Annotated in this window: 19 protein-coding genes; 8 read left to right on the forward strand and 11 right to left on the reverse strand. The window is 65.4% G+C overall.

The features are described 5' to 3' along the window. Positions 1–23 precede the first annotated feature (23 nt). The gene (locus ABIB80_RS10930; RefSeq protein WP_354127389.1) at positions 24–3,536 is read right to left on the reverse strand and encodes a LuxR C-terminal-related transcriptional regulator; all 3,513 of its coding nucleotides are present in this window, start codon (positions 3,534–3,536) and stop codon (positions 24–26) included. Between ABIB80_RS10930 and ABIB80_RS10935 the strand changes: the two genes are divergently transcribed. Next, on the forward strand, positions 3,502–3,996 hold the full coding sequence (locus ABIB80_RS10935) for a nuclear transport factor 2 family protein (RefSeq protein ID WP_354127390.1): 495 nt from the start codon (positions 3,502–3,504) through the stop codon (positions 3,994–3,996). The two genes, ABIB80_RS10930 and ABIB80_RS10935, sit on opposite strands and share 35 nt — an antisense overlap. A 42-nt stretch (positions 3,997–4,038) precedes the next feature. On the opposite strand, the gene ABIB80_RS10940 is transcribed toward ABIB80_RS10935, so the two are convergent. Genes ABIB80_RS10940 through ABIB80_RS10960 form a run of 5 tightly spaced genes read right to left on the reverse strand, consistent with a single transcriptional unit; the run spans position 4,039 to position 7,608 of the window. After that, entirely contained in the window at positions 4,039–4,806 is a 768-nt protein-coding gene (locus ABIB80_RS10940) for a sulfite exporter TauE/SafE family protein (protein ID WP_354127391.1), read from the reverse strand. Beyond that, on the reverse strand, positions 4,803–6,059 hold the full coding sequence (locus ABIB80_RS10945; RefSeq protein ID WP_354127392.1) for a CCA tRNA nucleotidyltransferase: 1,257 nt from the start codon (positions 6,057–6,059) through the stop codon (positions 4,803–4,805). The genes ABIB80_RS10940 and ABIB80_RS10945 overlap by 4 nt, the downstream gene beginning before the upstream one ends. A 9-nt stretch (positions 6,060–6,068) precedes the next feature. Next, positions 6,069–6,332: a DUF6111 family protein gene (locus ABIB80_RS10950; protein ID WP_007595079.1), complete on the reverse strand. Its 264-nt coding sequence runs from the start codon at positions 6,330–6,332 to the stop codon at positions 6,069–6,071. Then, positions 6,329–7,000, reverse strand: a complete 672-nt coding sequence (locus ABIB80_RS10955) for a CoA pyrophosphatase (protein WP_007595081.1) — start codon at positions 6,998–7,000, stop codon at positions 6,329–6,331. The genes ABIB80_RS10950 and ABIB80_RS10955 overlap by 4 nt, the downstream gene beginning before the upstream one ends. Next, positions 6,997–7,608, reverse strand: coding sequence for a DUF1285 domain-containing protein (locus tag ABIB80_RS10960; protein WP_219684492.1), 612 nt, complete (start codon positions 7,606–7,608; stop codon positions 6,997–6,999). Before ABIB80_RS10960 ends, ABIB80_RS10955 begins: the two co-directional genes overlap by 4 nt. Positions 7,609–7,884: 276 nt before the next feature. On the opposite strand from ABIB80_RS10960, the gene ABIB80_RS10965 reads away from it, so the two are divergent. The 7 genes from ABIB80_RS10965 to ABIB80_RS10995 all read left to right on the forward strand — a co-directional run bounded on the left by ABIB80_RS10965 (position 7,885) and on the right by ABIB80_RS10995 (position 19,118). Beyond that, entirely contained in the window at positions 7,885–8,883 is a 999-nt protein-coding gene (locus ABIB80_RS10965; RefSeq protein ID WP_007595083.1) for an AAA family ATPase, read from the forward strand. Beyond that, positions 8,883–9,827 (forward strand): DUF58 domain-containing protein, encoded by a 945-nt coding sequence (locus ABIB80_RS10970; protein ID WP_354127393.1) that lies wholly within the window; start codon positions 8,883–8,885, stop codon positions 9,825–9,827. The genes ABIB80_RS10965 and ABIB80_RS10970 overlap by 1 nt, the downstream gene beginning before the upstream one ends. After that, positions 9,824–12,637, forward strand: coding sequence for a DUF4159 domain-containing protein (locus ABIB80_RS10975; protein WP_219684490.1), 2,814 nt, complete (start codon positions 9,824–9,826; stop codon positions 12,635–12,637). The genes ABIB80_RS10970 and ABIB80_RS10975 overlap by 4 nt, the downstream gene beginning before the upstream one ends. Positions 12,638–12,644: 7 nt before the next feature. Further along, the gene (locus ABIB80_RS10980; RefSeq protein ID WP_219684489.1) at positions 12,645–14,708 is read left to right on the forward strand and encodes a hypothetical protein; all 2,064 of its coding nucleotides are present in this window, start codon (positions 12,645–12,647) and stop codon (positions 14,706–14,708) included. Between the two features lie 260 nt (positions 14,709–14,968). Continuing rightward, on the forward strand, positions 14,969–15,982 hold the full coding sequence (locus tag ABIB80_RS10985) for an alpha/beta fold hydrolase (protein WP_219684488.1): 1,014 nt from the start codon (positions 14,969–14,971) through the stop codon (positions 15,980–15,982). 226 nt (positions 15,983–16,208) lie between these two features. Then, on the forward strand, positions 16,209–16,613 hold the full coding sequence (locus ABIB80_RS10990; RefSeq protein ID WP_219684487.1) for a DUF2946 domain-containing protein: 405 nt from the start codon (positions 16,209–16,211) through the stop codon (positions 16,611–16,613). A 147-nt stretch (positions 16,614–16,760) separates the two neighbouring features. Next, positions 16,761–19,118, forward strand: a complete 2,358-nt coding sequence (locus ABIB80_RS10995; protein ID WP_219684486.1) for a TonB-dependent receptor — start codon at positions 16,761–16,763, stop codon at positions 19,116–19,118. Between the two features lie 22 nt (positions 19,119–19,140). On the opposite strand, the gene ABIB80_RS11000 is transcribed toward ABIB80_RS10995, so the two are convergent. From ABIB80_RS11000 to ABIB80_RS11020, 5 genes are all read right to left on the reverse strand, one after another. Then, positions 19,141–20,298, reverse strand: coding sequence for a hypothetical protein (locus ABIB80_RS11000; protein ID WP_354127394.1), 1,158 nt, complete (start codon positions 20,296–20,298; stop codon positions 19,141–19,143). A gap of 33 nt (positions 20,299–20,331) precedes the next feature. Next, positions 20,332–21,009, reverse strand: coding sequence for a methyltransferase domain-containing protein (locus tag ABIB80_RS11005; RefSeq protein WP_219684484.1), 678 nt, complete (start codon positions 21,007–21,009; stop codon positions 20,332–20,334). A 35-nt stretch (positions 21,010–21,044) separates the two neighbouring features. Next, positions 21,045–21,560, reverse strand: a complete 516-nt coding sequence (locus tag ABIB80_RS11010; protein WP_219684483.1) for a GNAT family N-acetyltransferase — start codon at positions 21,558–21,560, stop codon at positions 21,045–21,047. Positions 21,561–21,628: 68 nt separating this feature from the next. Next, a complete protein-coding gene (locus tag ABIB80_RS11015; protein ID WP_219684482.1) occupies positions 21,629–22,576 on the reverse strand; it encodes a glycosyltransferase family 2 protein in 948 nt (315 codons plus the stop codon). A gap of 62 nt (positions 22,577–22,638) precedes the next feature. Beyond that, complete coding sequence (locus ABIB80_RS11020; protein WP_007595115.1) at positions 22,639–23,130, reverse strand: NUDIX domain-containing protein; 492 nt, start codon at positions 23,128–23,130, stop codon at positions 22,639–22,641. Positions 23,131–23,167 lie beyond the last annotated feature (37 nt).

The raw sequence follows: 23,167 nt of genomic DNA on the forward strand, positions 1-23,167 counted from the left end.
TCGGTCAATGACGATGCAGCGGTTCAAATCAGCAGATCATGATGCGCAGGGACAATGGCTTGATGCGCGCCGTTATTGCCGTGATCGTCCGCGTGTCCGTTCAGTGCATGAGGGACGAGCTTGGCGTTGAACCCGAGGCTCTCTTCCTGACTGGGCGGAACGTGCCCATCGAGCGGATCATTGAACTCTTTAACCTCAACTATCGCGACGAGAGGAGAAGGAGTTGGTCCGCTATCGAACCGGAACACCGGTCCTTGGTCTGCGCCGCCGATTTCGAACGCAGCCTTGGCCGGGTGTGCGTCGTCTGATGCGATTGCTGCAGATTGCGCAGCGTGCTGCGAGTTACCGTGGTCCACGGTGGCTGGTTCTGCCGTCTTCATGGTCCCCGCAGCATCCGAAGCCGAAGCGTGATGCTCGGCGCCATCGCCGGCGCCGTTGCCCGGTTTGCCCCCATCTTCTGTCGATCCCGTGCTTGCCGCCTTTGCAGATCCTGGCTCCGAAGCGTGTTGCGAGTTGCCGTGGTCCGCGCTGGCGGGCGTTGCGGCGGCCGGATCGATCTCTGCTCCGTCCGGCGGGCTTGCAGCGGCTGAGTGCCCGGATTTGCCGTGTTCCGCGCCGCTTGGTTCTGCCGTCGTCGCTGGTGGTTGCGCAGCGTCAGAAGCCGAAGCGTGATGCTCGGCACCACGGTCGGCCGCGTTGCCCGCTTTGGCCCCATCTTCAGTCGATTCCGTGGATGCCGCCTTTGCAGATCCTGGCTCCGAAGCGTGTTGCGAGTTGCCGCGGCCCGCGCTGGCGGGCGTTGCGGCGGCCGGATCGATCTCTGCTCCGTCCGGCGGGCTTGCAGCGGCTGAGTGCCCGGATTTTCCGTGTTCCGCGCCGCTTGGTTCTGCCGTCGTCGCTGGTGGTTGCGCAGCGTCAGAAGCCGAAGCGTGATGATGATCGCCGCCATCATTGCCCTGTTTGGAGCCAGCTTCAGTTGATTCGGTAGCTGCCGCCTTTCCAGACCCTGGCTCCGATGCGTGCTGCGAGTTGTCGTGGCCCGCGCCGGCGGCCGTTGCGACGCCCCGATCGATCTCTGCTGCGTCCGGCGGGCTTGCAGCGGTTGAGTGCCCGGATTTACCGTGTTCCGCGCCCGCTGGTTCTGCCTTCTGCGTTGCCCCTCCCGGAGCTTCCGAAGCCGATGCGTGATGCTCGGCGCCATTGTCGTCGCCCTTGCCCGGTTTGGAGCCAGCTTCAGTCGATTCGGTAGCTGCATCCTTTGCAGACCCTGGCTCTAAAGCGTGCTGCGAGTTGCCGTGCCCCGCGTTGTCGGCAGTTACGACGCTCGGTTGGCCGATCTCGTTGGGTGCAATCGACGAAACGCCGGTGCCCGTGTCGGTCGGGCCACTGTGCGACGTGACATTTGCGACTGCCGGCGCTGTGGCACTATGAGCAAGCTCGATGGATGATCCGTGAGCCGACGCGGCAGACGCACCATCGATCTCTTCCGTTGCATCCGCGGACGGGTCCGTGGAGGTTTCGAACTTCGACGGCGTTCCCAAGCCGGTCCGGGTCTGCCCGAAATGGAAACCCGAGCCGTTATTGGCCAGAAGGGCCCAGGCTCCGGCCGTCCCGAGCGTGCTCTCGCCCCCCTCGATACTGGTCTGGACATGGTCCTTGCTCGAAACAGCCTCATCGGGTGCGGTCGCCGGTATCAGCGCGGCTTCGAGCTGCTCCAAAGTGGTCGCGACAGCCGCGCCATCTGGCTCGGAGACGACATCCGCCTCCGCAACGGCTACAATTCCCTCCAGATGAATTTCCAGCAAGCCGCGATCGCCGATATCAAGGATACGATCGGTCGCATTCACATAGACGATCGTTTCGTTGCTTGCGGAGTCGTAGACCCAGGCGAGTGTATGTGGCGGTATAGACTTGCTTGCCGCCGTCATATGCAGCCAAGCAAGCGCTCCGAAAGCCGCAAGATTGATCCTGCTCGACCCAGATGCGAAATCGAACACGGTGTCGGAAGCGGTCGACTTGGAATCGTTAGACACGGAATCGATCGGGGAGCGATAAACAATTTTTTCAACGTTGCCGCCCAAGCCGATACTGGCATCGTGACCAAGGTCCGCGCCAACGGGTTTATGGAGGTTGTCACTCGCATCGCCCGGGCCCTTTTGGCCCAGAGCGCCTTCCGCGACGTCGTCGTGTCCAGCGGTCGCAACGGCGGAAGACAGGCGGACATCGTGCGACAGGAAACCCGGGGCTGAGTTGTCGTCATGATTGGCGGCAGCATGGGTGATCGCGGCCAGTTTTGTGGTCGCACTCTCTTCAGTAACGGCCAGGATGCTGTCGATCGACGCTTCACGGAGGTCATGCGCCTGCGCGGCGAGATGGGGATCCTGCAGTGCGTAGATCAACGCACCGGCGAGAATAGCGAAGTTGCCATACCCGCCCTGCATCGACATCGCATTTGAAAGAAGCCGCGGGAATTGATGTTCCGGGGCCGGGTCAACTCCGACCTGTATGTCGTTTGCTGCTCGCGGCAAGAGCCCAGAAAGATCGGGCGTGCTCGATCCAGCAGGACCGTAGTGTGTCCAGGCTTTCGCGCCTCCGGATTGCTCGGCCGCGCGCAGCGCTTCCATTGCCGTCGCCGGGTTGGTGATTTGGGCGGCCTTGGCGAACAAGTCTCTCTGGGCGAGCGTGGGCGTCTCGCCGGATTCCCAGGCGATGAGGTGCCGGAGAATGCCTTTTTTCCAGGGCTCGTACGCGGCGTGCTCGTCCGCATGGCCGACGCCGTTCTGATCCGGAAAGATGTCGTTCGCTTCGGACGCCTTGAGTTCGTCCGCAATTGCCAACGCCAGAAACGCCAGGGAGAGCGCGGCCAGGCCGGAGGGGCGCTGCAGCAATGCGATGGTCGCGAGCACGGTCCTGTTGGTGATCTCAAGCTTTTGGAAAATATTGTACAAGTGGACTTTGACCGTCCCGTCGGAAACGTTGAGCTGGCGCGCGATCTCCTTGTTCGACAGTCCTTCCGACACCAGCCGTGCAATTTGACGTTCCCGTTGCGTCAACAGCTCCAGCATCTTTTCGACTTTGCCGTCGCCGTCCACCTCCTTGCCGGCTGCCGAGAGATCGGACTTCTCCAGTGCCACACCGCTCTTCGTCATCAGCCGCAGCGATCGCAGCATCGTGGCGGGAGAGGCATACTTGGAAATTGCGCTGCAGGCGCCGGCTGCGATGGCGGACGTCAGATCGTGGTCGGTGTCGGACTCGGTGAAGAACACCAGGCGCGTGGAGAGCTTCTCAGCTTTCACGATCGCGAGGATCTCGGGGGCCGTCAGATCCGGCACCTTGTCGGCAAGAAGCGCGACGTCGGGTGTCAGCTTTCGAATTGCTTCGAGGCAGCTTGTCCGATCGCTGGACGATGCGACAACGTCGAAGTCCGGCTGCGTCCCGAGAACCGACCTCAGTCCCTGCAAAACGATCGGCTGTGGATCGACGATCACAAGCCGGATGGGCTTGAGTATCCCCTGCCTGGCGGACGCGTCCAACATCGATCTTGCCCTCGGCCCGGTCCTCTATGTCGTTCGCCATATGGCCGTGCCCGGGTGGGATATTAAAATCAAAAAAGGCTCGGCAGTTCCAGAGCCTGAAGCAGATTTGGACGGCATGCGAGTGAAAAATATGTCCTTTGACCCGATGGCCGTTGCGGTTGACTGGCTTGATGCCTATCGCGCGGGCGATATCGAGGCGATCTTGGAGCTATATGCCGAAGATGCCGTTGTGCACTGCGGCTGCGCCGGTGTCCAAACCATTACCGGCCGCGAGGCACTTCGTGCCTATTGGGTCGATCGCCTCCGAAAATATCCGGCAGGCACGTTGGATGATCTCAATCCCTCGCAGAACGACCGCACCATTATCTCGTACATCACCAGTGCTGGTGTGATGAGTGCACTTTTGGCGTTTGACGCCGCCGGCAGGATCAAGGAACTGGACTGCAGTCCCTCACACTAGACCTGCGGCGTAACCCAACCCGCAGCGGGACACCTGGCGGCGTTAGATGAGCTGCCTCGCCGCTGCCGAAATCATCACCAGCCCGCCCGTGATCACCGCGACATCGAGGATCGCGGTGTGGATGTGCACCGGCATCCGCTCGACAAAGGCCTTGGCCAAGAACGCGCCGGGAATCGCGATGGCGCCGATCAGAAGTGCAAAGGCGAGCACCTGCGCGGTCACGGCGCCGGCCAGTCCAAACACCGAGATCTTGATGAGGCCGGTGCCGAGCGAGATCATGGCATCGGTCGCGATCACGGCGGCGCCCTCGAGGCCCGCGGCCATCAGCAGCGACAGCAGGATCACGCCGGAGCCGGAGGTGCCGCCGACCAGCACGCCATAGCCGACCGAGCCGGCCGCAAGACCGGTGTCGCCGATCTTGACCTGGCGGCGGCGGAGCACACGGCGCAGCGGCACGCTCAGGATCAGCATGGAGCCGATCACGAGTGCCGCGCCCGCATTGGTCAGCCGCGTATAGCCGTAGGCGCCGAGCGCGGTCGTCAGTGCCGCGCAGGCCAGCACGATCAGCGCGCGGCGGCGATCGGCATAGCGGAGATAGGCGAGCGCGCGGCTGGAATTGGTGAAGATCGCGGAGATCGCGATGATCGGCACCACCGGCTCGGCGCCAACGAGAGGGACCAGCACCAGCGGCATCAAGGCGCCGGTGCCGTAGCCGGCGAGACCGCCGATGATCGAAGCAAACAACGCCATCAACGCGACCAGCAGGAGCTGAAAGATCGAGATGTCGGCAAAGCCTGAGACGATGGTCACGTTCTCTCGTCGCGGCTGATTCGTGCCGCAGCTTGATCGGCGATGGAAGCGAGTGCGGCTTGCTCTAGGGGAAAATCCGCCGCAAGCCAAGCGTCCTCGGCGAGCGTCAAGACATGTCCGAGCGCGGGTCCTTCCGCCATGCCGCGCGCGATGAAGTCGGCGGCGCGAAGCGGAAATTTCGGCGCAGTCCAGCGCTGCGGCAGCTCGGCGAGCGCCCGCCATCGCGACGAGCCGACGTCACCGCCGGCTCGCGCCCAGCCCAGCAACACGCGATCGTGATAGCGCTCTGCACCGAGCCGGTAGAGCAATCGCCGCGCATCGGCTTCGCCCTTGGTGGCCAAGCGCCACCAGCGATGCCCCATCGAATCCAGCGCCCTGGTTTCCGCATTGGAGAGTCTCAGGCGCGTGGCGACGCGCTTGGCGTCTTCGGTCACCGCGACCGTCAGCGCGGCGAGCCGCCGCGTGCTGCTTGCGGTGAGGCCAAGCTCGCGCTCGATCGCGATCATCGCCGAGAGCGGCCCGGTATAGACGACGCCGCCGGTCAGCGCCTGCAGCAATCCGCCGTCCGCCATGGCGAGCGCGGCGGCAGAGGCGCCGCCGGCGACCAGCAGCTTCAGCGTCTCCATGCGCAGCCGCTCGGCCGAGAGGCTGGCAAGTCCGGCGCGGCCGCGGATGCAGGCGAGATAGCCGTCGCGGTCGGGATCGCCGGCACCGAAGGCGGCGTGGATGCGGAAGAAGCGCAGAATGCGCAGGAAATCCTCGGCGATGCGCTGGTCGGGATCGCCGATGAAGCGCACGCGCCGCGCGGCCGCATCCGCGATGCCTCCGACATAATCGTGGACGACGCCGTCAGCATCGACCGAGAGCCCGTTCATCGTGAAGTCGCGGCGCTCGGCGTCCTTCACCCAGTCGCGGCCGAACGCAACCTTGGCCTTGCGGCCGAACGTCTCGGTATCCTCGCGCAGCGTCGTGACTTCGTAAGGCTGGCTGTCGATGACGAGGGTGACCGTGCCGTGGTCGATGCCGGTCGGCACGGCCTTGATGCCGGCGCTCTTGGCGCGCCGCATCACCTCGTGCGGGAGCGCCGTGGTCGCGATGTCGATGTCGCCGGGCACGAGGCCGAGCAGCGCGTTGCGCACGGCGCCGCCGACAACCCGCGCCTCCTCGCCATCCGCATTGAGCAATTGCAGGACGCGCGCGGTCCCGCCCGAAATCAGCCAGGGCGCATCGGCGAGCATGGGCACCGCGCTCATCGGCCGGCCCTATCTTTCCACGCCCGGCACGAGCTTGCCGTTCTCGACATGGGCGGGGACATAGGTCGAATCCGGCGCAGCGCCGGAGTAATGCGCAAAGCCGATCAGCCCCGCGATCACCAGCACGAGCGCCGCCAGCATGAGACGCGCGACGATGGTGGTCGGCCAGGACGATTGCACGAACAGGCCGGAACGCGTGGCGGCCAGGAACAGCGCATAGACGGCAAAGGGAACGAGGAAGATTCCGATCTCGGTCAGGATCGGCCGGATCATGACGAATAGATCCGCTCGTAGAGAACACGCAGCATGCCGGCCGTCGCGCCCCAGATGTAGCGTTCGGCAAACGGCATCGCGTAGTAGGACCGCTCCATGCCGCGGAATTCCTTGCTGTGCACCTGGTGGTTGGCCGGGTTCATCAGGAAGGATAGCGGCACTTCGAACGCATCATCAACCTCGGAATGGTTGATCGTCAGCTCAAAACCCGGGCGCACCCTGGCAACCGTCGGCAGGATGCGGAAGCCGAAGCCGGTGCCGTAGAGATCGAGATAGCCGATCGGCTCGACGAAGTCTCTGGACAGCCCGACCTCCTCCTCGGCCTCGCGCAGCGCCGCATCGAGCGGCGAGCGGTCGGTCGCGTCGATCTTGCCGCCGGGAAAGGCGATCTGGCCGGCATGGTCGTTCAGATGCGCCGACCGCTGCGTCAGGAGGATGGTCGGCTCGGGATGATCGACCACCGCGATCAGGACCGCCGCCGGCCGCACCGGCTGCTCGCGCGCGATGATCTCGAGCATCTTGTCGGTACCGGGATCGCCCGAGGCAGGAATGATGTTGGGATCGTAGAGACCGGGCGGAACGTCGAAGCCGAGCCGCGCGGAGGAGCGGGCGAAGAAATCGGCCGCACCGATCACGGCGGGATCGTTCCTGGAGATAGGCTTGTTCAAAGCGCGGCCCTCACCTGCTCCGCATCGGCCATGGCGAAGAACTCGCCGGCCGATTCGACACCGAACATCGGCTGGCCATCGACCATCCGCTCCTCACCCATGTCAACAAGATCGTAATAGAGCGCGCGGGTGACCTTGGCCCAGAGCTCGGCGCGGACGTGCAGATAGGGCGTCAGCCCGCCGTCTCTGGCCTGCTCGAAGCGCAGCCGGTGCGCCGCATCGCAGGTGACCCAGTCGTCGACATTGGTGCGGAAGCGGAGCACGCGATGGTTGGCCTCGCCGTCCTTCTGCATCTCGACCGCCATGAACGGCGCGTCGTCGACGCGAATGCCGACCTTCTCCACCGGAGTGACGAGGAAATGCTTGTCGCCTTCGCGCTTGAGGATGGTCGAGAACAGGCGAACCAAGGCATGACGGCCGATTGGCGTCCCCAAATAGAACCAAGTACCATCGGACGCGATTCGCATGTCGAGATCGCCGCAGAACGGCGGATTCCACAAATGCACCGGAGGCAGGCCCTTTTTGGCGCCTTCGGCATCGGCAGCAGTTTTGGCAGCGGCAGTCAGCCCCTCAAGACCGCGATCGGCGCTCTGCCCTTGGTTCGCCATGGTTTGCCCTGACTTTGTCATTTGGCACGATCGGTGCAAGTCTGAATTGTAAGTCTACGTTGTATGCCGGTGCACGGTTCCACCCCGGATTCATCCGGTGTGGAGGTCGCCACTTCGTGATGCCCTACATATCCCTAAGCCGATAAGGTGGGGATAGGTTAATTCAACGAATACATGGCCTTCCTGCAAGTCTAGCATAGGGCCCACGTCTTGAGTTGAGGACGTGACGACATGACGACGCAAGCGAGCTGCATGGCAGGCTGAAGGAGCTAACGGATGGCGGAGAGTGTCGAGAAGCTCGAAGACGGAATCGTCCGTTCGGCCGAGCAGGTGTCGAGCCAGATTCGCGCGGCGAAAGAGGCGATCGGCTCCGTCATCTTCGGTCAGGATCGCGTGATCGAGAACACGCTGGTCACGATCCTCTCCGGCGGCCATGCGCTGTTGATCGGCGTGCCCGGCCTCGCCAAGACCAAGCTGGTCGAGACGCTCGGCATCACCCTCGGCCTCGATGCCAAGCGCATCCAGTTCACGCCCGACCTGATGCCGTCGGACATTCTCGGCGCCGAAGTGCTCGACGAGAGCACCTCCGGCAAGCGTGCCTTCCGCTTCATCTCCGGCCCCGTGTTCGCGCAACTGCTGATGGCCGACGAGATCAACCGCGCCAGCCCGCGCACGCAGTCGGCGCTGCTGCAGGCGATGCAGGAGCAGCACATCACCGTTGCCGGCGCGCGTCACGACCTGCCGAAGCCGTTCCACGTGCTCGCCACGCAAAATCCGCTGGAGCAGGAAGGCACCTATCCGCTGCCTGAAGCCCAGCTCGACCGTTTCCTGATGGAGATCGACGTCGACTATCCCGACCGCGACGCCGAGCGCCGCATCCTGTTCGAGACCACCGGCGCTGACGAGACGCTGGCGAAGGGCGCGATGACACCTGACGCACTCATCACCGCGCAGCGACTGATCCGGCGCCTGCCGGTCGGCGATTCCGTGGTCGAGGCGATCCTGTCGCTGGTGCGCGCGGCCCGTCCGGGTCCGGACGGCGGCGACACCAGCAAATTCATCGCCTGGGGCCCGGGCCCGCGCGCCAGCCAATCGCTGATGCTCGCGGTGCGCGCACGCGCGCTGATCGACGGACGCCTCGCGCCTTCGATCGACGACGTGCTTGACCTCGCCGAGCCCGTGCTGAAGCACCGCATGGCGCTGACATTCCAGGCGCGCGCCGAAGGCCGCACGATTCCGGACGTGATCCGGCAATTGAAGACACGGATCGGTTGATGGCGGCGGAGAACGGGCACGCAGTAAAGGAAATCATCGCGATCCGACGTGCCGATGGCGAAAGCCGCACGCTCGCAGCTTCCTTGCCGCGCCTGGTGCTCGAGGCCCGCCGTATCGCCGCCAACGTCATTCACGGCCTGCACGGCCGCCGTCGCGCCGGCTCCGGCGAAAATTTCTGGCAGTACCGCCGCTTCGTCTCCGGCGAGCCGTCGCAGAACGTCGACTGGCGGCGATCGGCGCGCGACGATCTGCTCTATGTCCGCGAGCTCGAATGGGAAGCCTCGCACACGGTCTGGATCTGGCCCGACCGCTCGCCCTCGATGGCCTTCGCTTCAAAACAGGCGCGCGAATCCAAGCTCGAGCGGACGCTGATCGTCGCCTTCGCGCTGGCCGAGTTGCTCGTCTCCGGCGGCGAACGCGTCGGCATTCCCGGGCTGATGGCACCGACCGCGAGCCGCAGCGTCATCGACAAGATGGCGCAGGCGATGCTGCATGACGATGCCGACCGCTTGAGCCTGCCGCCGTCCTTCGTGCCCGCGGCGCTAGCCGAGACGATCGTGCTGTCGGACTTCTGGTCGCCGATCTCCGAGATCAGGACCACGCTCGGCGGCCTGTCCGGCTCCGGTGCGCATGGCACGCTCGTGCAGGTCGTCGATCCCGCCGAGGAATCATTCCCCTATTCCGGCCGCGTCGAGTTCGTCGAGCCAGAAGGGTTCGGCGTGATCACCGCCGGCCGCGCCGAGAGCTGGGCGCAGGATTACACCGCGCGGCTCGCGCTGCACCGCGACCAGATCCGCGCCGAGACCAACAAGCTCGACTGGCTGTTCACGACACATGCGACCGACCGCTCGGCCGCCGAGCTCCTGCTGTTCCTCCACGCCGGCATGCAGGTGAGCAAGTCGGGCGCCCGCACCACGACGATCAAGGCGGGGCCGGCAGCATGATGGGACTGCCGCTCGCCTTCACCGAACCGCTGCTCCTGATCGGCCTCGTCAGCCTGCCGGTGCTGTGGTGGCTGTTGCGGGTGATGCCGCCGCGGCCGCGCCGGATCGAGTTTCCGCCGACCCGCCTGCTGTTCGACATCGCGCCTCGTGAAGAGACGCCGTCTCGGACGCCGTGGTGGCTGACCGCATTGCGGCTGCTGGCCGCGGCGCTGGTCATTTTCGCCGCCGCCGGCCCGATCTGGAATCCGCAAACAGGCGCGGCCGCCAGCAAGGCGCCGCTGATGATCATGTTCGACGACGGCTGGAGCGCGGCCTCGAACTGGGACATCAGGATCAGGGCCGCCGACGAATTGATCGCCAGTGCCGAGAACGACCGCCGCGCGATTGCGCTGGTGCCGCTGTCGGAGCCGAACCGCGATATCACCCTGATGCCGGCGGGCGCCGCGCGCGTCGCGTTGCGGCAGCTGACGCCAAAGCCGTATTCCATCGACCGCGTCGAGACCCTGACCGCAATCGATCGCTTCCTGAAAGCGACCGGCGACTGCGAGATCGCCTGGCTCTCCGACAGCGTCGACACCGGTCGCGGCGAGGAATTCGTGGCGGGCCTCGGCAAGACCATCGGCGATCGCAGCCTGACCGTGTTCGAAGGCGGTACCTCGTCGCCGCTGGCCCTGGTCGCGGCCGAGAACGCCGCAGCCAAAATGACGGTGAAGGTGCTGCGCACCGACAGCGGCATCGCGATCGGCACCGTACGCGCGCTGGACCAGAAGGCCTCGCCGATCGGCGAAGCGCGTTATTCGTTCGGCCCGCAGGACAAGGAAACCGAAGCGTCGTTCGATCTGCCGGTCGAGCTGCGCAATGACATCACGCGGCTGGAAATTGCCGGTGAGCGCTCCGCAGGCGCGGTGCAACTGCTCGACAAGCGCTGGCGCCGCCGCGCCATCGGCATTGTCTCGGGCTCGACCAGCGAGACCGCGCAGCCGCTGCTGGCGCCGACCTTCTATCTCACCCGCGCGCTGGCGCCGTTCGCCGACGTGCGGCTCGCCGACAAGGGCTCGCCGCAGCAGGGCATCACGCAGTTCCTCGACCAGAAGCTGCCGATGATCATCCTTGCCGATGTCGGCACCATCGCCCCTGAAATCCGCGAGCGTCTCAATGCCTGGATCGACCAGGGCGGCGTGCTGGTGCGGTTCGCCGGTCCGCGGCTGGCGCAGGCCGAGGACGATCTCGTCCCGGTCAAGCTGCGCAAGGGCGGCCGGACGCTCGGCGGCAGCCTGACCTGGGAAAAGCCGCAACATCTGGCCTCCTTTGCCGCCGATGGTCCGTTTGCCGGCGTGGTGGTCCCCAAGGACGTCACCATCAGCCGCCAGGTGCTGGCCGAGCCCGACGCCGTGCTCGCCACCAAAAGCTGGGCCTCGCTGGAAGACGGCACGCCGCTGGTGACGGGCGAGCATCGCGGCAAGGGCGTCGTCAGCCTGTTCCACGTCAGCGCCGACATGCGTTGGTCGGATCTGCCGATGTCGGGCACCTTCGTCGAAATCCTGCGGCGCGTCGTCGACATGTCCGGCTATACCGCCAAACCGGGCGCAGGCGTCGCCACTGAGGCGAGCGCCGAGACGGTGGCGCCGCTGCATATCCTCGACGGCTTCGGCGCCTTCGGTCCGCCGCCGGCCGCCGCCAAGCCGCTGCCCGCGGATTATCGCGACCGCGCCACACCCGATCATCCGCCGGGCTTCTATGGTCCGGCAGAAGGACCGCTCGCCGTGAACACGCTTGCCAGCGCCGACCGTATCGCAGCCCTGAACACCGCGAGCCTGCGCGCGCGGCACGCCACCTACACCAATGCCGAGCCGCAGGACTTGCGCGGCTGGCTGTTGTCGACGGCGCTCGCGCTGTTCCTGATCGACGCCATCATCGTCGCGGTGCTCGGCGGCGGTCTTGCCGCGCTGCTGCGCCGCCGCGCCGCGCCCGCGATGATCGTCTTCGGACTGGTTCTCGCAAGCCTCGCCTCGTTCATGCCAACACCGTCGCACGCGGACAGCGCGTCCGACGAGTTCGCGATGAAGGCGGTGTCGCAGACCCGCCTCGCCTATGTCGTGACCGGCAATGCCGACGTCGATTCCATCGTCAGGGCCGGACTATCAGGATTGACGCTGTTCCTGGCGCAGCGCACCGCGCTTGAGGCCGGCGATCCCGTCGGCATCGACCCGGCGCGCGACGAACTCGCTTTCTTCCCGCTGATCTATTGGCCGATCGTGCCGGGCGCGCCCAAGCCGTCGCGGGACGCCATCAACAAAATCGACGCCTACATGAAGCAGGGCGGCACCGTGCTGTTCGACACCCGCGACGCGGTCGAAGCGCCGCCCGGCGCGAACGGCGCCGCGCAGACCCCCGCCATGCAGACGCTCCGCGAGATCCTGTCCTCGCTCGACGTGCCCGAGCTGGAGCCGGTGCCGCGCGAGCACGTGCTGACCAAAACCTTCTTTCTATTGCGCGACTTCCCCGGCCGCTTCACCACCGGCCAGACCTGGGTCGAGACCTTGCCGCGGGAAGACGACGACGACAGCGCGCAACGGCCGGCACGCGGCGGCGACGGCGTCTCACCGATCATCATCACCTCGAACGACCTTGCCGGCGCCTGGGCCGTGCGGCCCGACGGACAGGCCATGCTGCCGGTGACCGGCGGCGACCCCCGCCAGCGCGAATTCGCCTACCGCGCCGGCGCCAACATCGTGATGTACACGCTGACCGGCAACTACAAGGCCGACCAGGTGCACGCACCGGCCCTGATCGAACGACTGGGGCAATAGGATCGATATGAATTACGGCATCGCATTCACGCCGCTGGTTCCCACGATCGTCCTGTGGCTCGCGCTGGCCGCGATCGTCGTCATCGCGCTGGTGCTGCTGCTGGCGCGTGCGCGCGGCGCTGCCGTGCGCGTGGCCGCGTTGACGCTGTTCCTGCTGGCGCTCGCCAATCCCTCCTTCACCCGCGAGGACCGCGATCCCCTCACCTCGGTTGCCGCAATCGTCGTCGACAAAAGCCCGAGCCAGAATTTCGGTAATCGCAATCGCGAGGCCGCTCAGGCGCAGGAAGCGCTGGTCGACAGTCTGAAGAAGATCAAGGGGCTCGAGGTCCGCGTCGTCGATGCCGGACAGGCCGACGGCGAGACCGACGGCACCAAGCTGTTCGGGGCGTTGGCGTCGGCCTTATCCGACGTGCCGGTCGACCGCGTCGCCGGTGCGTTCCTGATCACCGACGGCCGCGTTCACGACATTCCGGCCAACGCCGCCGGGCTCGGCTTCCAGGCGCCGGTGCACGCGCTGATTACCGGGCAGAAGGACGAGCGCGACCGCCGTATCGCGGTCATCGCGGCGCCGCGCTTCGGCATCGTCGGGCAGCCCCAGACCATCACCTACCGCCTCGACGACCAGGGCGTCAGCGGCGAGCGCGCCAAGGTCACGGTCCGCAGAGACGGCGAGGTCATCAACGAGCGCACGCTTTCGAGCGGCCAGGCCGCAAGCGTCGAGGTCGACATCAAGCACTCCGGGCCGAACATCGTCGAGATCGAGGCCTCGCCGCTCGAGCGGGAATTGACGCCGGTCAACAACCGCGCCGTCGTCGCCATCGACGGTGTGCGCGACAAGCTGCGCGTGCTGCTGGTCTCGGGTGAGCCGCATTCCGGCGAGCGCACCTGGCGCAATCTGCTCAAGTCCGACGCCAGCGTCGATCTCGTCCACTTCACCATTCTGCGGCCGCCGGAGAAGCAGGACGGCACGCCGATCAACGAATTGTCGCTGATCGCGTTTCCGACCCGCGAGCTGTTCCAGCAGAAGATCAACGAATTCCAGCTGATCATCTTCGACCGCTATGCCCGCCAGGGCGTGCTGCCGATCGCTTATTTCGACAACATCGCACGCTACGTGCGTTCCGGCGGCGCAGTGCTGGTCTCGGCCGGCCCCGATTACGCGTCCAACACCAGCATCTGGCGCACGCCGCTGGATTCGGTGCTGCCGGCCGAACCCGTCGGGGTGACGGAAAAGCCGTTCTACGCGCATCTGTCCGACGTCGGCAAACGCCATCCCGTCACGCGCGGCCTCGAGGGCTCGGCCTCCGAGCCGCCGCGCTGGAGCCGCTTCTTCCGCACCGTCGAGACCCGCAATGCGGTCAACCCGCCCGTCATGACGGGCGTCGACGGCAAGCCGCTGCTGTTCCTATCGCGTTTCGGCGAGGGCCGCGTCGCGCTGCTGCTCTCCGACCACATCTGGCTGTGGGCGCGCGGCTATGAAGGCGGCGGTCCGCATCTCGATCTGTTGCGGCGGATGTCGCACTGGCTGATGAAGCAGCCTGATCTGGACGAGGAAGCGTTGCGCCTGCAGGTGCAGGGCAAGAATCTCGTGGTGGTGCGCCAGACCATGGCGGACAGCGTTCAGCCGGTGAGCGTGACCTCGCCGTCGGGCGTGTCGCGCGACCTGACGCTTGCAGCCGGCGATCCCGGCGAATGGCGCGCCAGCCTGCCGGCGAGCGAGCTCGGCCTGTGGCAAGCCACCGACGGCACGCTGAAGGCGCTGATCAATGTCGGCCCGACCAATCCGAAGGAGTTTTCGGAAGTCACCTCCACCACTGAGACGTTGAAGCCGCTGACCCAGGCGACCGGCGGTGATGCCGTGCGCGTGGTCGACGGCGCCAGCGTCGAGCTGCCGCGCATTCTGCCGGTCCGCTCGGCGAGCGTCTTCCATGGTGACGGCTGGATGGGCGTGCGGATGCGCGACGCCAGCGTCGTGAAGGGCGTCGGCGTGCTGCCGATCTTTGCCGGCCTGATCGGCCTATTGCTGCTGCTCGGCGCGTTTGCTGCGACGTGGGTCCGTGAAGGGCGCTAGGCGGCTTACGCGCGTCCCTTCGCTTCCCGTTAGTCGGATAAATCCAATCGTCACTTCTTCGCCGGAAGCTCCATAGCGCCTTCGACCCCGAACTCGGTCGAATGTAGCGCGTTGTGAAATCTGGGGGCGGTTCTTCCTCGGCCCTGGGCAGGCGTGTCCCTGTCCAGGCATCGCTCCCCGCGGACAAGAGCAGTTCTCGACGGAGCCTTCGCAGCACCCAAACAGCGCGAGCGTTCGATGAGAAGCGGAGTTACTCGACCATGACAGACACACTTCACCAGCGCACGTTCAGCTCGCCTCGTCAGACAACGCGCTACATCGCGTGCGGGCCGGCCGACGGACCGTTGATGATCTTCGTCCATGGCTGGCCGAGCATCAGTTTGATGTGGCGCGCTCAGATGGACGCGTTTGCCGCCGACGGTTGGCACTGCGTCGCTCCCGATCTGCGCGGCTACGGCGGCTCTTCCACGCCCGCAGCCAACGACGCCTATACCATCGAGGAAATCGTGACAGACATGGCCGAACTCCATGATCACCTCGGCGGCAAGCCTGCGATCTGGGTTGGCCACGACTGGGGCTGTGTTGTGGTTGGTCAGTTGGTCGCGCATCAGCCCAAGCGCAGCCGCGGCGTCGTGCTGACCTCGCTGGCGTATCAACCCGACGGGCACGCCCTGCGCACAGTCGTCCCGCTGGTCGACCGAACGATTTATCCGGTTGACCAATATCCGGACGGCCAATGGGATTACTACCGTTACTACACCACGCACTTCGAGGCGGCGGTCGCCGACCTCGATGCAGATCTGGCCGCATCGCTGGCGTCGATCTTTCGGCCAGGCAACCCCGCCGGCATCGGCAAGGTTTCGCCGAATGCGATGGTCACGCGCAATGGAGGGCGCTTTGGCGCCGCGCACCGCGCCCCGCCGACTGAGCCTGATCCGGCTCTCTGGCCGCCGGCGGACTTCGAGGTGCTGGTGCAGTCGTTCCAGGCTCATGGCTTCCGCCCATCCTGCGCGTGGTACCTGAACGACGACGCCGACATCGCCTATGCGCGCAAGGCACCCAGTGGCGGCCGCCTGTCGCAGCCGGTGCTGTTCGTTAACGGCGACTTTGATCAGATCTGCAGCATCACCGGAAATCGCCAAGGTGACCCGATGCGCTCCGCCTGCCCGGACTTGACCGTAACGAGCATGCCCGCAGGGCATTGGCTGCCGCTGGAGCGCAAGGCAGAACACATCGAGGCTATCCGCACCTGGCTCCAGAGCAAAAAGCTCTGATGCCGCCTCCTCGCGCTGGCACTGAGTCAATCAATCGCCGTTCCCGTAAGCCATTCGATAGGTCCTCAGCCGAGATCTTTCAGTTGCCCGAACGACACATCGAGGAGCCGGCCCACTCGGGTCGGTGCGGCTGCGGTTGACATCCGCTGACCGATCGGGCGATGTTACATTATAACGTCGCGGGATCAGGGGATGATCCCTCGCGATGTGGGGGTGGCGTTTCCAGATGAAGTGGTTCCGGTCGAATATCAGACACGGCGCCCGGCTCGCGATCTTCGCGATGCTGGTGCAGTTCGCGCTGACGTTCGGCCACAGCCATTGGTTCGCCCAGGCCGCTCCCCTCGCCCAGGCCTCGCTTCAGCAGACCGACGACAGCAACGGCGTTGCGTCGATCGACCGTGCCGCGGTCGAGAGGCAATCGCCGTCGGCTCCCGACAGGGAACAGCCGGGCGAGGACAATTGTGCGATCTGCGCATTGGTCGCGATGGCCGGCAGCGTCATGTTCGCGGCGCCGCCTGTGTTATTGCTGCCGCAGGCGATCGACCTGCTCTATCGCACCACCGACGCCGAATTCGTCCATCTGAAATCGGCCGGCACGGCATTCCAGCCGCGCGCCCCTCCCGCGTCCTGACTTCCAACAACGCTTGATCACGCTCGGCTCGCCGCTTTCAGGCGCGTGCCCGGGAGCAGTTGAAGTCGAATTCCGTCGCGCAGCGACGGCAGGCCGCCTCCGATCAGCAGATCATCATGCGGACGGCGCCTGACTGGAATCAGGACCATGTCATTCAAATTGCGGCGCACGCAGCGCCTTGGCGGAGCAAGCCTGCTCCTGATCGGCGTCGCCACCTCGGCGCTGGCCGAGGATAAGTCATCGACCGAGATCCCCGCCGTCACCGTGACGGCTCCGAGCCCCATCGTACGCAGGGCGGTGGTGCCGACCCGCAATCCGGGCCGCCCCACGCGAACCGCGCGGGCACGCAGCCAGGAACGCACGGCGGACGCCACGCCGGCAGCCTCCACGCCCGCCGCATCTCAGCAGGGCGTGCTGCCCATCGTGACCAACCAGTTCGCGACCGTCACGGTGGTGCCGAACGAGGAAATTCGCCGCGAGGGCGGCGGCCAGCTCGGCGATCTCCTGTTTTCGAAACCCGGCATCACCGGCTCGAGCTTCGCGCCGGGCGCTTCCAGCCGGCCGATCATCCGGGGGCTCGACGTCAACCGCGTCGGCATCGTCGAGAACGGCACCAATGCCGGCGGCGCCTCCGATCTCGGCGAGGATCACTTCGTCCCGATCGATCCGCTCGCGACCAACCAGGTCGAGGTGGTGCGCGGGCCGGCTGCGCTGCGCTACGGCTCGACCTCGATCGGTGGCGTCGTCAGCGCCACCAACAACCGGATTCCCGACACGCTGCCGAACTGCGCTCCGTCGTTCCAGGCTTACGGCATGCCGGCCAAGGCGCCGCTCGCGAGCGCCGCGACATCGCCTTGCGTCATCGCCGAGACGCGCAGCGCGTTCAGCTCGGTCGACCGTGGCGTTGAAAGCGGCGTGCTGCTCGACACCGGCGGCGGCAATTTTGCCTTCCATGCCGACGTCTACGGGCGCAACACCACCGACTACAGCATCCCGAGCTACCCGTACCTCGCCGACCAGACCCGGCCCGTCGTCAACGGACGCCAGCCCAATTCGGCGACGCGCTCGGACGGCGCCTCGATCGGCGGCTCCTACTTTTTCCAGGGCGGCTATATCGGTGCGGCGATCACGCAGAACGATGCGCTCTACCACATCCCCGGCATCGACGGCGCCGACCACAACACGCGGATCGACGGTCACCAGACCAAGATCAACGTCAAGGGCGAGTACCATCCCGACGCGACGGCGATCGATGTCGTTCGCTTCTGGGCCGGCGCGACCGACTACCGGCACAACGAGATCGGGCTTGCCGATCCCGCCGATCCCAATACCGACGGCGTGCGGCAGACCTTCACCAACAAGGAGCAGGAGATCCGCACCGAGGTGCAGCTGATGCCATTCAACGCGCGCTTCGCCGAGGTGACGACGGCGCTGGGCTTCCAGGTCGGCCATCAGGAATTGAGCGCGCCGAGCCCGGACAATCCGGGCACGCTGTTCAACGGCCTGTGGGATCCCAACAACAGCACGCGCGTTGCCGGTTACGCCTTCAACGAGTTCAAGTTCACGGACGCGACGCGGGCGCAGATCGCCGGCCGCATCGAGCATGTCGAGCTGCACGGCACGACGCCGGATTTTCCCGCGGACTTCCTGCCCGATGGCACGCCGCAGGCGGCGATCTCGCGCAATCCGTCCTTCACGCCGAAAAGCGGCAGCATCGGCCTGTTGCAGGACCTGCCGGGTGGCATGGTCGGCAGCATCACCGCGCAATATGTCGAGCGCGCGCCGAAGGCGGCGGAGCTGTTCTCGCGCGGTGCGCATGATGCGACCGCGACCTTCGACATCGGCAACCCTAACCTCGTCATCGAGACGGCGAAGTCCGTCGAGGTCGGCCTGCGCAAGGCGACGGGGCCGTTCCGGTTCGAGGCGACCGTCTACTACACGCACTTCAACAACTTCATCTATCGCCGTCTCACCGGCGTGATGTGCGACGAGGACTTTGCCTCGTGCGGCGCGCCCGGCGCCGAGGTGAACCAGGCGGTCTATTCGCAGCGGGACGCGAACTTCCGCGGCGGCGAATTCCAGTCGCAGCTCGATGTCGGAGCATTCCAGGGCGGCATCTGGGGCATCGAGAACCAGTTCGACGTGGTCCGTGCCACTTTCACCGACGGCACCAACGTGCCGCGCATTCCGCCGGTGCGGCTGGGCGGCGGCGTGTTCTGGCGCGACGACAACTGGCTGATGCGCGTCAATCTGTTGCACGCCTTCGCGCAGAACAACGTCGCGGTGATCGCGGAGACGCCGACACCGGGCTACAATTTGTTGAAAGCCGAGGTGAGCTACAAGACCAAGCTCGACCGCAACTGGTTCGGTGCGCGCGAGGTGACGACGGGTATCGTCGGCAACAATCTCCTCAACGAGAACATCCGCAACTCGGTGTCCTACACCAAGGACGAGGTGCTGATGCCCGGCATCGGCGTGCGGGCGTTTGCGAACTTCAAGTTCTGAAAGCGCGATAGCTAGCCGGAGCTCATCGCGCTTCGGCTAGAGTGGCTGCATCGGGGGAAGCCTCTGCCGCCTCCCGAAACAGCACGGCGAACAGCAGGGTCCACAATGTCAGGAGAGAAATGGGGATCGTGTAGTATGGCGTCGCGATCGGATAGGTGAAGAAGAAGGCGAGGTTGAGCGCCAGATTGGCCAACGTGAGCAGCGCGACACGGCGAATGCCGTTCGCCTGCCGCAACAGCCAGATCGAGCCTGCAATTCCGATGACGATCAGCAAGGTCTGGAGCGGGTCGGCGAGATAGTCCCGGACCACCGCGAACGAAAAATCCAGCGGCCTGACATCGGGGTTGTTGCCGTAGGTCGACGCGAACGGACTGCCGGCGTTGACGGCGTAAGAGACGATGGTCGGGATCACGCCGGCCAGCAACGCGAGGCCGAACACGAGCCCCTGCAAGAACCGGGACAACGTCCGTTCCGCAAGGAACGCGACGAGGAGAAACAGGCCATAGCCGGACGCCAGGAAGAGATTGGCCAACCGGAAATCGACGGTCAGTCCGAGCAGGAAACCGATCGGCGCCAGCGGCCAAATCCTCGGTTGAGATCGCGGGCTCGCCAGCCATCGCGCCGTGAGACATCCCGCGAGCGCGCAGACGACGACCGTCGGGGCCATCGAATAGCTCGCCTTGACCGGATTGACCATCAGGTAGATCGCAAGACAGCCGAACGTCCCGGCCATCAGGACCGACCGCATGCTGCGCGCGAGAGAAAGCGCAAACAGCGCAAAGCCGAGCACGATAATGGTCGCCAGCATGTACATGGGCACGACCTGGTGACCTGGCGGAAACAGCGCCAACACGAGGCCGACACCCGGCGGATATTGAATGACGACCTTCCCCGTGGCCGGCATCAGATTGTGACAGGGCGCCGCGGTCGTATCGTTCCAGTCCGGGTAGCCGATCTCCTTCAGCTTCGCTTTCTGATAGCCATCGTCGTCGCGGCCGAGGTTGGTGTCGAAGCCCTCCACCAGCCCGAACCTCTGGAACAGATGCGCCTGCCTGAGGTAGCAGATGTCGTCATAGACGCCGCGCGCCTCATTCCACCGCATCATGGTCCAGAAATGGCCGACCAGCACCGCGAGAAACAACACGGCGAAGACGGCTTTGCTGGTGTGGATCTTCTTCATCGGGGATCATGATGCGACGGAGGCGGCGCTGCTTTAGCGGAATGCAAGATAGAGATTGGACGATAGCGGGCCGAGCGACAAACCGGTGTAGCCCACGGCCGCGGACTTAGGGGTGGAGGACTTGGCGGCGAGCCCCAGCAGCCGTTTTCGCGTCATCAGGATCAGGTTCTGCTCGTCGGTCCATTCCGACTTGCCGGCGATCCTGCAGGCGATCCTGAAGGTGCCGTCCAAATAATGCGCCAGCGGGATGGCGGTGTGGTGCTCGACCGGAAAGAACCTGTTGGGCACGGTGATGAACACCCGCCGCGCGACGCGGCAAAGCTCCTCGACCAGGAGCACCTGATTTTCATGGCTACTGGCATGCTCGAGCACGGCATTGGACGTCGCGACATCGAACGCATTGTCGTTGAACGGCAGCCGTGTATTCGGTTCGATCTGCACGTAACGGCAAAGCGGAAAAGCCGCCTTGAACCCGATTCCTTCGCCGAGCCCGCACGCCGTGATCTTGTGCTGATGCGGGTAGCTTCGCTCCAGCACGTTCGCGCCGTCGTTGATCACGTCGGATACGCCGACATCCAGGATCTCGTCCAAGGCAGACGGCTGCATGCGGGCGATGAAATCCTGGTAGATGCGGTCGCGCGCGGCGATCAGCAGCTTTTCCGCCGTGCTCCCGGACGCCACTTCCCGGTAATATTGCTGATCGACCGGCACTGCCCTACCTTCATGTGAGCTTCGAAGCGATGGCGTCAGGTGCGCGTCTTGCTCCAGTCCGGGCCGATCGGCCCCGATACGCCTTCGAACGCGCCCTCGACCAGCTCGATGACGAGGAGCCGGCTGTAATCGACCGGGCCCGGCATGGTGACGCGTCCCTTGGCGACCTGCTTGAAGCCGACGCGGCTGTAATAGGGCTCGTCGCCGACCAGCAGCACCAGGCGATGGCCCTGCGCCTTCGCATCCGTCAGTGCGCGCTCGAGCAGCAGCCGGCCGACGCCGCGGCTGCGGAACGGAGGCTCGACCGTCAGGGGCCCGAGCAGCAGTGCCGGCGTGTCACCGACGCAAATCGGCAATTGCCGTACGGATCCGACCAGCAACGTACCGACGCGGGCGGTGAAGGATAGATCGAGCACATGATCCACATGCTCGCGGATTCGGTACGCGCTGAGCACGAAGCGGCCGGGTCCGAAGGTGCGTTCGTGCAGCCGCTCGATCGCCTGAGCATCGCCGGCGGCTTCCGACCGGATGGTGAGGGAGAGATCGTTCATCGCGTCGGCGGGATATCACCTTGGAGGGCAGCGGTCCATGGGATTGCGCCCTGCCCCCGGGGGCAATTTCAGCTCCTCCAGAGCGGCGGCTGGGACAGGTAGGCGAGCATCTTTATTTCCCGCCGCCCGCGCGTCACGGTGTCGAGCACGAGCCCCGACGAAGCCGAAAGCAGCGCCATGATCATCAGACCCATGGAGAGCACGGCGGTGGGCAGGCGCGGGACGAGGCCGGTTTCGAGGAAGGTGATCACGACGGGCAGCCCGAAAGCGATCGACAGCAGCGCGAGCACGATGCCGATCGCCGAAAAGAAGCGCAGCGGCCGCTCCGACCGGTTGAGCTTCAGCATCGTGTTGAAGATGCGCAACCCGTCCTGCCAGGTATCGAGCTTGGAGAAGGAGCCTTCCGGGCGCGCGTAATAGGGCGTCTCGACCTCGGCGACCGGCAGCGACAATTCCAGCGCATAGACCGCGAACTCGGTCTCGATCTCGAAGCCACCGGACAGGACCGGGAAGGATTTGACGAAGCGGCGCGAGAACACGCGGTAGCCGGACAGGATGTCCTTGAAGGCGTGGCCGAAGGTCGATGCCAGGAAACCGGTGAACAGCCGGTTGCCGATGCGATGACCGCGCCGGTAGGCCGCTTGCGATTGATCGACACGCAGACCGACAACCATATCCAGATGCTCGTCGAGGAGCTCGTCGATCATGCGCGACGCGCTCGGCGCGTCGTAGGTCGCATCGCCATCGACGAGCACGTAGATGTCGGCCTCGATGTCCGCGAACATACGGCGCACGACGTGGCCTTTGCCCTGGCGCCGTTCGCTGCGCACGATCGCTCCCGCCTCGCGCGCGACCGCCGCGGTGCGATCGGTCGAATTGTTGTCGTACACGTAGACCTCGGCCGCAGGCAGGGCCTTGCGGAAATCAGCGACGACCGTCGCGACGGCGGCTTCCTCATTGTAGCAGGGCACCAGCACGGCGACCCGAAATGGCCATGACCTCGTCGATTCAGACAATCTTCATCCCTCGTCCATGCGCCGACACCGCAGGTGCGGCGATTTACTAGCACAGGCAGCCATCATCGCCACGTCGCAATCCGCGGCCTGTCGTGCAGGACTTCCGCGATCCGCAACCGCGTGCCGGGCGTGGTCCCCTCGGGCAGCGCGGTGACCGCGAAGAACCCGCACTCGGCGATCTCGTGGTTGGGCGCGGGCAGGCGATCCTGCTTGAACTGCCTGACGACGTAGACCGCGACGTGGTCGCGGCGCGAGACGTGGCTGTTGAGGAAGATGCCGTGCAGCACGGCATCGCCAGTGAGATCGATATCGCCCTCCTCCTTGAGCTCGCGGCGCATCGCCTGCTCCATGGTCTCGCCGAGATCGACGCCGCCGCCGGGCAGATACCAGCCCGTGACGTAGCTGTGCCTGACCAGGAACACCCTGGTGTCGGCATCCAGCACCACGGCGCGGACGCCGAGCGTCATGCCGCGGACCAGCAGGAAATAGGCGTGGAAGATTCGCCGCAGCAGCGGCTCGAATCTGCGTCGGACGCTGTTCAGACGTTCCGCCATCGGGCCCCCTTGATCCCCGCTTGCACCTGGCCTGCGA

It is taken from the genome of Bradyrhizobium sp. i1.15.2, assembly GCF_040548425.1.
Lineage (GTDB): Bacteria > Pseudomonadota > Alphaproteobacteria > Rhizobiales > Xanthobacteraceae > Bradyrhizobium > Bradyrhizobium canariense.

Excerpts from the sequence above, each read along its gene's own strand:
- ABIB80_RS10930 (WP_354127389.1), bottom strand. The coding sequence starts at position 3,536 with ATGTTGGACGCGTCCGCCAGGCAGGGGATACTCAAGCCCATCCGGCTT.
- ABIB80_RS10945 (WP_354127392.1), bottom strand. The coding sequence starts at position 6,059 with ATGAGCGCGGTGCCCATGCTCGCCGATGCGCCCTGGCTGATTTCGGGC.
- ABIB80_RS10950 (WP_007595079.1), bottom strand. The coding sequence starts at position 6,332 with ATGATCCGGCCGATCCTGACCGAGATCGGAATCTTCCTCGTTCCCTTT.
- ABIB80_RS10960 (WP_219684492.1), bottom strand. The coding sequence starts at position 7,608 with ATGGCGAACCAAGGGCAGAGCGCCGATCGCGGTCTTGAGGGGCTGACT.
- ABIB80_RS10965 (WP_007595083.1), top strand. The coding sequence starts at position 7,885 with ATGGCGGAGAGTGTCGAGAAGCTCGAAGACGGAATCGTCCGTTCGGCC.
- ABIB80_RS10970 (WP_354127393.1), top strand. The coding sequence starts at position 8,883 with ATGGCGGCGGAGAACGGGCACGCAGTAAAGGAAATCATCGCGATCCGA.
- ABIB80_RS10975 (WP_219684490.1), top strand. The coding sequence starts at position 9,824 with ATGATGGGACTGCCGCTCGCCTTCACCGAACCGCTGCTCCTGATCGGC.
- ABIB80_RS10980 (WP_219684489.1), top strand. The coding sequence starts at position 12,645 with ATGAATTACGGCATCGCATTCACGCCGCTGGTTCCCACGATCGTCCTG.
- ABIB80_RS10985 (WP_219684488.1), top strand. The coding sequence starts at position 14,969 with ATGACAGACACACTTCACCAGCGCACGTTCAGCTCGCCTCGTCAGACA.
- ABIB80_RS10990 (WP_219684487.1), top strand. The coding sequence starts at position 16,209 with ATGAAGTGGTTCCGGTCGAATATCAGACACGGCGCCCGGCTCGCGATC.
- ABIB80_RS10995 (WP_219684486.1), top strand. The coding sequence starts at position 16,761 with ATGTCATTCAAATTGCGGCGCACGCAGCGCCTTGGCGGAGCAAGCCTG.
- ABIB80_RS11000 (WP_354127394.1), bottom strand. The coding sequence starts at position 20,298 with ATGAAGAAGATCCACACCAGCAAAGCCGTCTTCGCCGTGTTGTTTCTC.
- ABIB80_RS11010 (WP_219684483.1), bottom strand. The coding sequence starts at position 21,560 with ATGAACGATCTCTCCCTCACCATCCGGTCGGAAGCCGCCGGCGATGCT.
- ABIB80_RS11020 (WP_007595115.1), bottom strand. The coding sequence starts at position 23,130 with ATGGCGGAACGTCTGAACAGCGTCCGACGCAGATTCGAGCCGCTGCTG.